The 9,556-nt window shown below is 69.3% G+C and carries 7 protein-coding genes; all 7 read right to left on the reverse strand.

Going from position 1 to position 9,556, the window contains the following annotated elements; all coding sequences use genetic code 11:
* A partial coding sequence (locus JWP83_RS26475) for an Rne/Rng family ribonuclease (protein ID WP_297737299.1) occupies positions 1 to 2,070 on the reverse strand: 2,070 nt, incomplete at its 3' end.
* 338 nt (positions 2,071 to 2,408) lie between these two features.
* On the reverse strand, positions 2,409 to 2,819 hold the full coding sequence (gene ndk / locus JWP83_RS26480) for a nucleoside-diphosphate kinase (protein WP_297737302.1): 411 nt from the start codon (positions 2,817 to 2,819) through the stop codon (positions 2,409 to 2,411).
* Between the two features lie 29 nt (positions 2,820 to 2,848).
* On the reverse strand, positions 2,849 to 3,205 hold the full coding sequence (locus tag JWP83_RS26485; RefSeq protein ID WP_297737304.1) for a DUF4233 domain-containing protein: 357 nt from the start codon (positions 3,203 to 3,205) through the stop codon (positions 2,849 to 2,851).
* The gene (locus JWP83_RS26490; protein WP_297737307.1) at positions 3,202 to 4,641 is read right to left on the reverse strand and encodes a folylpolyglutamate synthase/dihydrofolate synthase family protein; all 1,440 of its coding nucleotides are present in this window, start codon (positions 4,639 to 4,641) and stop codon (positions 3,202 to 3,204) included. The genes JWP83_RS26485 and JWP83_RS26490 overlap by 4 nt, the downstream gene beginning before the upstream one ends.
* Positions 4,641 to 7,295, reverse strand: a complete 2,655-nt coding sequence (locus JWP83_RS26495; RefSeq protein ID WP_297737311.1) for a valine--tRNA ligase — start codon at positions 7,293 to 7,295, stop codon at positions 4,641 to 4,643. The genes JWP83_RS26490 and JWP83_RS26495 overlap by 1 nt, the downstream gene beginning before the upstream one ends.
* A gap of 145 nt (positions 7,296 to 7,440) precedes the next feature.
* Positions 7,441 to 8,697: a trans-acting enoyl reductase family protein gene (locus JWP83_RS26500; protein ID WP_297737314.1), complete on the reverse strand. Its 1,257-nt coding sequence runs from the start codon at positions 8,695 to 8,697 to the stop codon at positions 7,441 to 7,443.
* Positions 8,698 to 8,813: 116 nt separating this feature from the next.
* Positions 8,814 to 9,431, reverse strand: coding sequence for a transglycosylase family protein (locus JWP83_RS26505; protein ID WP_297737317.1), 618 nt, complete (start codon positions 9,429 to 9,431; stop codon positions 8,814 to 8,816).
* Positions 9,432 to 9,556 lie beyond the last annotated feature (125 nt).

A 9,556-nucleotide genomic window follows, 5' to 3' on the forward strand; every position in this document is an offset into this window, starting at 1 on the left:
CAAAGACGTCACCTCGGAAACCTGATGGCGCGTGCGGGCGCGGGCCAGCGACTCGGTCAGCCGGCGCAACACCAGGTCGCGGTTGGACTCCAGCACCATGTCGATGAAGTCGATGACCACGATGCCGCCGATGTCGCGCAGCCGCAGCTGGCGCACGATCTCCTCGGCCGCCTCCAGGTTGTTCTTGGTGACCGTCTGCTCGAGATTGCCCCCGGACCCGGTGAACTTGCCGGTGTTGACGTCGACCACCGTCATCGCCTCGGTCCGGTCGATCACCAGCGTGCCGCCCGACGGCAGCCACACCTTCCGTTCCATCGCCTTGGCGAGCTGCTCGTCGATGCGGTGCACCGCGAACACATCCGGTCCGCTCGCCTCGTCCGGTCCGGTGGCGGGTTCGTACTTGGTCAGCTTCGAAACCAGTTCCGGAGCAACGGAATTCACGTATTCGTTGATCGTGGTCCAGGCCTCGTCGCCGGAGACGAGCAGGCCGGCGAAGTCCTCGTTGAACAGGTCACGGATGACTTTGACCAACACGTCCGGCTCTTCGTAGAGCGACACCGCGGCGCCGGCGGCCTTCTGCTTGGTTTCGCCGGCCTTGGCCTCGATTTGTTGCCAGCGTTCCTGCAGGCGGGTGACGTCCTTGCGGATGTCCTCTTCTTTGACTCCCTCGGACGCGGTGCGGATGATCACCCCGGCGTCGGACGGCACCACCTCGCGCAGGATCTCCTTGAGGCGCTGGCGTTCGGTGTCGGGCAGCTTGCGGCTGATCCCGGTCGACGACGCGCCCGGCACATAAACCAGATAGCGACCGGCCAGTGATACCTGCGTGGTCAGCCGGGCGCCCTTGTGGCCGACGGGGTCCTTGCTGACCTGGACGACGACGTAATCGCCGGGTTTGAGGGCCTGTTCGATCTTGCGGTCGGACCCGCCCAATCCCGCGGCTTCCCAGTTGACCTCTCCGGCGTAGAGCACGCCGTTGCGGCCGCGGCCGATGTCGATGAAGGCCGCCTCCATCGAGGGCAGCACGTTCTGCACGATCCCGAGGTAGATGTTGCCCACCAACGAGGCGGAGGCGGCGGAGGTCACGAAATGCTCGACGAGGATGCCGTCTTCCAGCACCGCGATCTGGGTGTAGCGCGCGCCGGGGTGCGGTGGCTCGGTGCGTACCCGGTCGCGCACGACCATCATCCGTTCGACGGCCTCGCGGCGCGCCAAGAACTCGGCTTCGGTCAGCACCGGCGGGCGCCGCCGTCCGGCGTCGCGCCCGTCGCGGCGGCGTTGCCGTTTGGCCTCCAGCCGAGTGGAGCCGTCGATGCCCTTGATCTCGGCGCTGGAGCTGCCGTTCGCATCGCTGCCGTTCTTGCCGGTGCGCGGCGGCCGCTCGTGCACCACGGTGTTCGGCGGGTCGTCGGGCGACGGACCCTCGTCGTTGTCGTCGCCGGATCCCGACTTGCGCCGCCGGCGCCTGCGGCGGCGCCGAGTGGCGGCCTCCGAGGATCCGTTCTCGTCGTCGTCGGCGTCGTCGGACTCGTCGGCATCCTCGGAGTCGGCGTCATCGTCGGCGTCTTGGCCGTCGGGTCCGCCTTGTTCGCCGCGACCGCGGCCACGCCCGCGGCGGCCGCGGCGCCGCCGCCGGTTGGCCTGCCGGTCGGACTGCTCTTCGTCATCGATGTCGGACTCATCGGAGTCGGGCCCCGCATCGTCCGAGTCGGTGTCGCGGCCGCCGCCGGTCTCGACTAACTGCGGCGCGACGAACAGCGGCATGTAATCCCGCCCCTCGCTTGAGGTTTCGAGCAGCAGCGGTTGTTCTGCGGCGGCCGCACTGCTGAAGCCGGGGATGTTGGGCAGGGGTTGGGCGAAGAGCAGTTCGCGCACCCGGAGTGCATCCTCACGGGCCACGCCGGAGTGCACGTTGCGGGTCCGCCCGTCGATTGTGTTGAGCGCCGCCAGCACCTCTTTGTTGGTGCTTCCCAACGCCCGTGCCAGCTGGTGGACTCTCAAGCGATCCGGCAGGTCGTCGTGCTGGGCCGGCCGTTGTGACGAGTCTGTGGGTGGTGCACTGTCTACCACGTATTCTCCTTTAGCCCCCGGGCGCGTCGTTCGACGCGGCCACGCGAGGGCTTCGCTATGGGCCTGGCTCGCTTCTCCCAGGCTTGTGATGGTCTCGCCCCGAGGGGCTCAGGTAGAACTCGCTCGGCGCCGTGCAGAATGTAGGCCTGACATGCCGCGCAACATCGCGGGGTGGCGATGGTCGCGCTTGTCTAAGTCTTCATTCGGGTGTCCGACGCCGGTCCGGCGACGTTCACCCGCTGTCAGTATCCCACATCACTTCCAGTGCCCACCCGCACCTGATCCGCGCGCTTCAGCAAACACCGTCGGGGCCCGGTGCTGCCCCTATCGTCCCAGCGCTAAATTCCGGGAAACCAGAGCGCGATTTCGCGCTTAGCGGAATCGACCGAATCGGACCCGTGCACCAGGTTGAACTGCGTCTCCAGCCCGAAATCGCCCCGAATCGTGCCGGGTGTGGCCTTCTCCACCGGGTCGGTACCGCCCGCGACCTGCCGAAACGCCGCAATCGCGCGCGGCCCCTCCACGATCGCCGCCACCACCGGCCCCGAGGTGATGAACTCCAGCAACGAGCCGAAGAACGGCTTGCCTTCGTGCTCCGCGTAGTGCTGGCCGGCCAGCTCTTCGCTGACGTGCCGGAGCTCCAGCGCCGCGAGGGTGAGGCCTTTTCGCTCGATGCGGCCGATGATCTCGCCTATCAGATGCCGCTCGATGGCGTCAGGCTTGATCAGTACCAGGGTCCGTTCGGTCACGGCGGACAGCGTACAGAACCGATTGCCGCTTAGCTTGGCGGCGACTGACGGCGCCGGACCTCGGCACGGAAGTAAGCGATCAACGCCCACAACCCGGTGAACAGCAGGCCGATGAATCCCAGCCCCGGATACACCGCGAAACCGGCGAGCAGAACCACCTGCACGCCCAGGTTCACCCAGATCGCCCAGGGCCTGCGCTGCAGCCCGGCCAGCAGGATCAGGACCACGGCCAGGCCGATCAGATAGACCAGCGACGCCGTGGTCAGGCCGCCGCCGACGGCGCCCACCACCGGTATCGCCAGCAGCACCACTATCGCCTCCAGAATCAGCGTCGCGGCCATCACCGCGCCGAAGCTCTTCCAGGGGTCGGGGCTCTGGGCGGTCATTGCGGGTCACGACCAAACAGGGTCCGCGCGGCCCCGGCGGTGACGACCGAGCCGGTGACGACGATCCCCGTGCCCGAGAATGATTCCCCCGCATTGCTTTCCGTGGCGGCCTCGTCGATCAGGGCGGTCGCGACGTCGATGGCGTCACGCAGGTTTTCGGCGGTCGCCACGCGATCGGGTCCGAACCGCTCACGCGCGGCCAGCGCCAGCGACTCGACGTCCAGCGCCCGCGGCGAGCCGTTGTGGGTCACGACGACGGAATCGAACGCCGGCTCCAGCGCGGCGAGGATGCCGTCCACGTCCTTGTCGGCCAGCACGCTCAGCACCCCGACCAGGAATCGGAAATCGAATTCGCCGGCCAGCGTCTGCGCCAGCGCGGCCGCACCGGCCGGATTGTGCGCGGCATCGATGAACACCGTGGGCGCGCTGCGCATGCGCTCCAGCCGGCCGGGGCTGGTGACGGCGGCGAAACCGGCCCGGACCGACTCGACGTCGAGCTGTCGCTGCGCGCCCGCCCCGAAGAAGGCCTCGACCGCCGCGAGCGCCACCACCGCGTTGTGGGCCTGGTGTTCGCCGTGCAGCGGCAGGTAGACGTCCGAGTAGACCCCGCCGAGGCCCTGCAGCTGCAGTACCTGGCCGCCGATCGCGACCTGGCGGCCCAACACCGCGAACTCCGAATCCTCGCGGGCAACCGCGGCGTCGGCGCGCACCGATTGGGCCAACAGCACTTCCATCGCCTCCGGCGCCTGGCGCGCTATGACGGCGACGGTGTCCGGCGCGCCCTCGGGTGCCTTGTGGATGATGCCGGCCTTTTCGCCGGCGATCCCGGCGATGTCGCCGCCGAGGTATTCCACGTGGTCGATGCCCACGGGGGTGATGACCGCGACCGGCGCGTTGATCACGTTGGTGGCATCCCAACGGCCGCCCATGCCCACCTCGACCACCGCCACGTCGACGGGCGCGTCGGCGAACGCGGCGAACGCCATCGCGGTGAGCACCTCGAACTTGCTCATCGCCGGCCCGCCGCCTGCCTGCGACTGCGCGTCGACCATCTGGACGAACGGCTCGATCTCGCGGTACGTCGCCACGTACCGGGCCGGACTGATCGGGTGTCCGTCGATCGCGATGCGCTCGACCGCCGATTGCAGGTGGGGGCTGGTGGTTCGGCCGGTGCGCCGCTGCAGCGCGGTCACCAGGGCGTCGATCATGCGCGCCACGGAGGTCTTGCCGTTGGTGCCCGCGATGTGGATCGACGGGTACCCCAGCTGCGGCGACCCGAGCAGGTCCATCAAGGCGCTGATCCGGGTGAGGCTCGGCTCGATGCGGGTCTCCGGCCAGCGTTGATCCAGCAGATGTTCGACCTGCAGCAGGGACGCGATCTCATCCGGTGTGGGCGGCGCGCCGATGCCCGATCCGCTATCGGAAGGCTGGTTCATTACAGCCCGGCCAGCCTCGCGTTGATCCGGTCGGTTTCCTCCCGGGCCACGCGCTGGCGGTCGCGGATCTTGGCGACGACGTGTTCCGGCGCCTTGGCCAGGAAGTCGGCGTTGGTCAGTTTGGCGGCCGTCGACGCCAGCTCCTTTTGCGCCGCGGCCAGATCCTTTTCCAGGCGCCGGCGCTCGGCGGCGACATCGATGGTGCCCGAGGTGTCGAGTTCGACGACGACGGTGCCGCCGCTGAGGCGCACCTCCACGGACGCCGACGGCTGAAAATCCGGACCCGGCGAGGTGAGCCAGGCCAGCGACGCCACCGGGCCCACCTGGCCGCCCAGGTCGGCGCCCTCAACACCGCCCATTCTCGCCGGCACCTTCTGCCGGTCGGCCAGGCCCTGGTCACTGCGAAACCGGCGGACCTCGGTGACAAGCCTCTGCATGTCGCTGATTCGTTGCGCGGCAACCGGATCCAGGGCGATGCCCGAGGGTTTCGGCCACTCGGCGATCACCAGCGACTCCTGGCCGGTCAGGGCCTGCCACAGCGCCTCGGTGAGGAAGGGGATGACCGGATGCAGCAACCGCAGCAGCGTGTCGAGCACCGCGGCCAGCACGGCGGTGGTGTTGGTGAGCCCTTCGGCGAGCTGCGTCTTGGCCAGTTCGACGTACCAGTCGCAGAATTCGTCCCACGCGAAGTGGTAGAGCGATTCGCAGGCGCGGCTGAACTCGTAGCCGTCGAACGCCGAATCGACTTCGGCGCGAACCTCTTCCAGTCGCCCGAGGATCCAGCGATCGGCGTCGGTGAGCGCGGCCTGCGCCGGTAAGGGGGCCTGGGAAATCGTAGTGGCCCCGTTCAGCAGCGCGTACCGGGTGGCGTTGAACAGCTTGGTGCCGAAGTTGCGCGAGGCCCGGACGGCGTCCTCGCCGACGGACAGGTCGCCGCCGGGGCTGGCTCCGCGGGCCAGCGTGAACCTCAGGGCGTCGGCCCCGAACGCCTCCATCCAGTCCAGCGGGTCGATGACGTTGCCCTTGGACTTGCTCATCTTGCGGCCGAACTCGTCGCGGATCAGCCCGTGCAGAAAGACGTCGGTGAACGGCACCTGCGGGCCTCGGCGGCCGCCCAGTGTGATGGCGTCGTCGTCGCCGACGAAGGTGCCGAACATCATCATCCGCGCGACCCAGAAGAACAGGATGTCGTAGCCGGTTACCAAAACGCTTGTCGGATAGAACTTTTCCAGCTCCGGCGTCTCCGCCGGCCAGCCCAGCGTGGAGAACGGCCACAGCGCGGACGAGAACCAGGTATCCAGCACGTCGGGGTCCTGTTCCCAGCCCTCCGGCGGCGCCTCGTCGGGCCCGACGCATATCTGCTCCCCATCGGGCCCGTACCAGATCGGGATGCGGTGACCCCACCACAGCTGCCGCGAGATACACCAGTCGTGCATGTCGTCGACCCAGGCGAACCAGCGCGGCTCCAGGCTGGCGGGGTGAATCACGGTGTCCCCGTTGCGAACCGCATCGCCTGCGGCCTTGGCCAGCGATTCGACCCGGACCCACCACTGCAGCGACAGCCGCGGCTCGATCGCCTCGCCGCTGCGCTCCGAATGCCCGACGCTGTGCAGGTAGGGCCGTTTCTCCTCGACGATCCGGCCCTGCGCCGCCAGCGCTTCGCGAACCGCGACGCGGGCCTCGAAGCGGTCCATGCCGTCGAATTGCGTTCCGGTGTCGGTGATCCGGCCCTTGGTGTCCATGATGGAGATCATCGGCAGCTCGTGCCGCAGCCCGATCTCGAAGTCGTTGGGATCGTGCGCGGGCGTGACTTTGACCGCGCCCGTCCCGAATTCGGGGTCGACGTGCTCGTCGGCGACGACGACGAGCCGACGGTCCACGAAGGGGTGCCGCAGGCTGGTGCCGACCAGGTGCCGGTAGCGCTCGTCGTCGGGATGGACCGCGATCGCGGTATCGCCCAGCATCGTCTCCACCCGGGTGGTGGCGACCACGATGTGGGGTTGCGAGTCGTCGAGCGAGCCGTACCGGAACGACACCAGTTCGCCTTCGACGTCAAGGTAGTTCACCTCGAGGTCCGAGATCGCCGTCTCGAGCACGGGCGACCAGTTGACCAGCCACTCGGCCCGATAGATCAGCCCGGCGTCGTAGAGCCGCTTGAAGATGGTTCGCACCGCGCGCGAGAGTCCCTCGTCCATGGTGAACCGGTCGCGGCTCCAATCCACGCCGTCGCCGAGCCGGCGCATCTGGGCGCCGATGGTGCCCCCGGACTCCCGCTTCCAGTCCCACACCTTCTCGACGAACAGCTCCCGGCCGAAGTCCTCCTTGGTCTTGCCGTCGAGCGCGAGCTGCTTTTCCACCACGCTTTGCGTCGCGATGCCCGCATGGTCCATGCCCGGCTGCCACAGCACCTCATAGCCCTGCATGCGCTTTCGCCGGGTCAGGGCGTCCATCATGGTGTGTTCCAGCGCGTGGCCCATGTGCAGGCTGCCGGTCACGTTCGGCGGCGGCAGCACGATCGAGTAGGCCGGCTTGGCGCTGTTCGCGTCCGCCTTGAAGTAGCCCGCGTCCAGCCACTTCTGGTAGATGGCGCCCTCCATCGCGGCCGGATCCCACGACTTGGGCAGCTCGGCGGCGGGATGGGCACTGGCGGTCACCGGTCAATTCTAGGGAGACCCAGTTGCCCGCGCGTAAGCGGCCGAATCGGGCCCGGTGGCGCCGAGACTGCAGCTACGCACACCCCACCGGCGTGTCGTGCGCGTGGTTGCCGTGTCGCGAGCTGATGCGGTCGGTTCCGTCGGATCAGCCCAGCCGGTCGACCCGCAGCGACACGCCAGCGGCCGGGAATCGCGAAAGCAGCACATCACCCATCGCGACCGCGGGCGTCAGCACACCGAGCAGATCGGAGAGTTTGTCGCGGTCCAGTGCGAGTGCCAGGCCGCACTCCCCCAACAGCACCGAGGTCGCCTTGTAGCCGGGGTCTCCCCGCTGCTCCATCCGCGCCACGTAACGGGCGCCGGTGGTCGTGGTGGTGTAGGTCTCGGTCCGGTAGTAGCCGCGATCCCGCGCCTCCGCACCGGGGCCGGTGCCCGGCTTGGGGAGAACCCGCTCCACCAGGCGGCGCGGCAGCAGCCGGAAGTAGCGGCTGCCCAACTCGAACATCGCGTTGCCGACGCCGCCGAGGACGGCCGACGCCACCGGCGCGAGGGCCGACGACCCGACGCTCATGTTCTCGTCGTAGCGGAACCGCCGACCGTACGCCCAGTCCAGCAACGCGTTGCTGCGCCGCACGATTCGGGTGTTCGTCGGCGCCATCAGGAATCCCGCGGTCCACAGACCGGACAGTTCGGGCGCCAGCCGGCCACCGCGGCGCGACGCCAGGTCGGGCTGCCGGCCGAATTCCGGTTCGGCGCCGCGGTCGGTGCTCAGCGTGTAGGGGTCGGCGAGCTGGCGGCGCGCATCGGGGTTGCTCGAGGCGGTGTGCAGGACTTCCAGCAGCGACGCGTAGGTGCCGCCGGAGAACCCGCCCCGCAACGAACGCACCACGAAGTGGGTGTCGGCGAGCTCCCCGGCGCCGTCCCGCTGCGCCGCCCGGTACAGCGCGTACACGCTCAAATCCGAGGGGATCGAGTCGAATCCGCAGGCGTGCACGATGCGGGCGCCGGTGTCGGCGGCCTGCTTGTGATACAGGTCGATGCTGTCGCGCATGAACGGCGGCTCACCGGTGAGATCGGCGTAATCGGTGCCGGCCGTGGCGCACGCGGCCACCAGCGGCAGCCCGTAGCGGGTGTAGGGGCCGACCGTCGTGACGACGACTCGCGTCCGGGCGGCCATCTCGTCCAGCGTCGACGGCGTCGCGGCGTCGGCCGTCAGGACCGGCCAGTCCCGCGCGGATTCGCTCAGGGTGTCGCGAACGGCGCGCAACCGGTCCGGCGACCTGCCGGCCAGCGCGATCCGCGCGCCCGCTCCGGCGCGCGCCAGGTATTCGGCGGTCAGCTTCCCCACAAAGCCGGTCGCGCCGTACAACACGATGTCGAATTCGCGCGGCGTAGCGGTCACCGGCCCGACGCTACCCCGGCCCTAGATAGGTAGTGCCGGGCCCAAGGCCCGGCCCTAGATAGGTAGTGCCGGGCCCAAGGCCCGGCACTACCTATACCTCTACTGACGATGAACGATCAGCCGCGCCGACCGCAGACCGGCCAGGCGTGGATGCCCTGCGTGTGCAGCACGTTCTCGGCCACCCGGATCTGCTCCTCGCGGCTCGCGCTCTGCGGCGACCCCGAGCCACCGTTGGCGTGCCACGTGCTGGACGTGAACTGCAGGCCGCCGGAGAAGCCGTTACCGGTGCTGATCCCCCAGTTTCCGCCCGACTCGCACTGCGCGATGGCGTCCCAGTTCACGCTGTACGCCTGGTGCACCGGAGGCGGCGGGGCGTCCGGCGCCGGCGGCGGCGGAACGTTCGGGTCGAAGCCGACGGGAGCCGGCGGCGGGGCGTCCGGCGCCGGGGGCGGCGGCGGAACGTTCGGGTCGAAGCCCGCGGGTGCCGGCGCGGGAGGCACGTCGACCGGCGCCAAGGCGTCCGGAACGGCCGCCGGCGGCGGAACGTTGGGGTCGAAGGCCTCCGGCGCTGGCGCCGGGGCGTCCGGAGCCGGCGGCGGGGGCGCGTCGGGGGCCCCGATGGGGGGAACGTTCGGGTCAAAGCCCATCGGTTCCGCGGTGGCGGTGGCGGAGGGCACCGTCACCAGGGTGCCTGTGATCGCGGCGAGGATGAGCGTCTTGCGGACGTTCTTCAAATTTTCTTCCTTTCGCGGTGCGCGCGCCAAAGCAGACCCACCGGAGTGGGTCGAAGTGCTGGGCTGGTGCCGAATAGGTGCTCTGGGACGTGCCGTCTCGTTCTGGCACGACAGCGGCGGGCGCT

Source organism: Mycobacterium sp. (assembly GCF_025965855.1).
In the GTDB taxonomy this organism is placed as follows: Bacteria; Actinomycetota; Actinomycetes; order Mycobacteriales; family Mycobacteriaceae; genus Mycobacterium.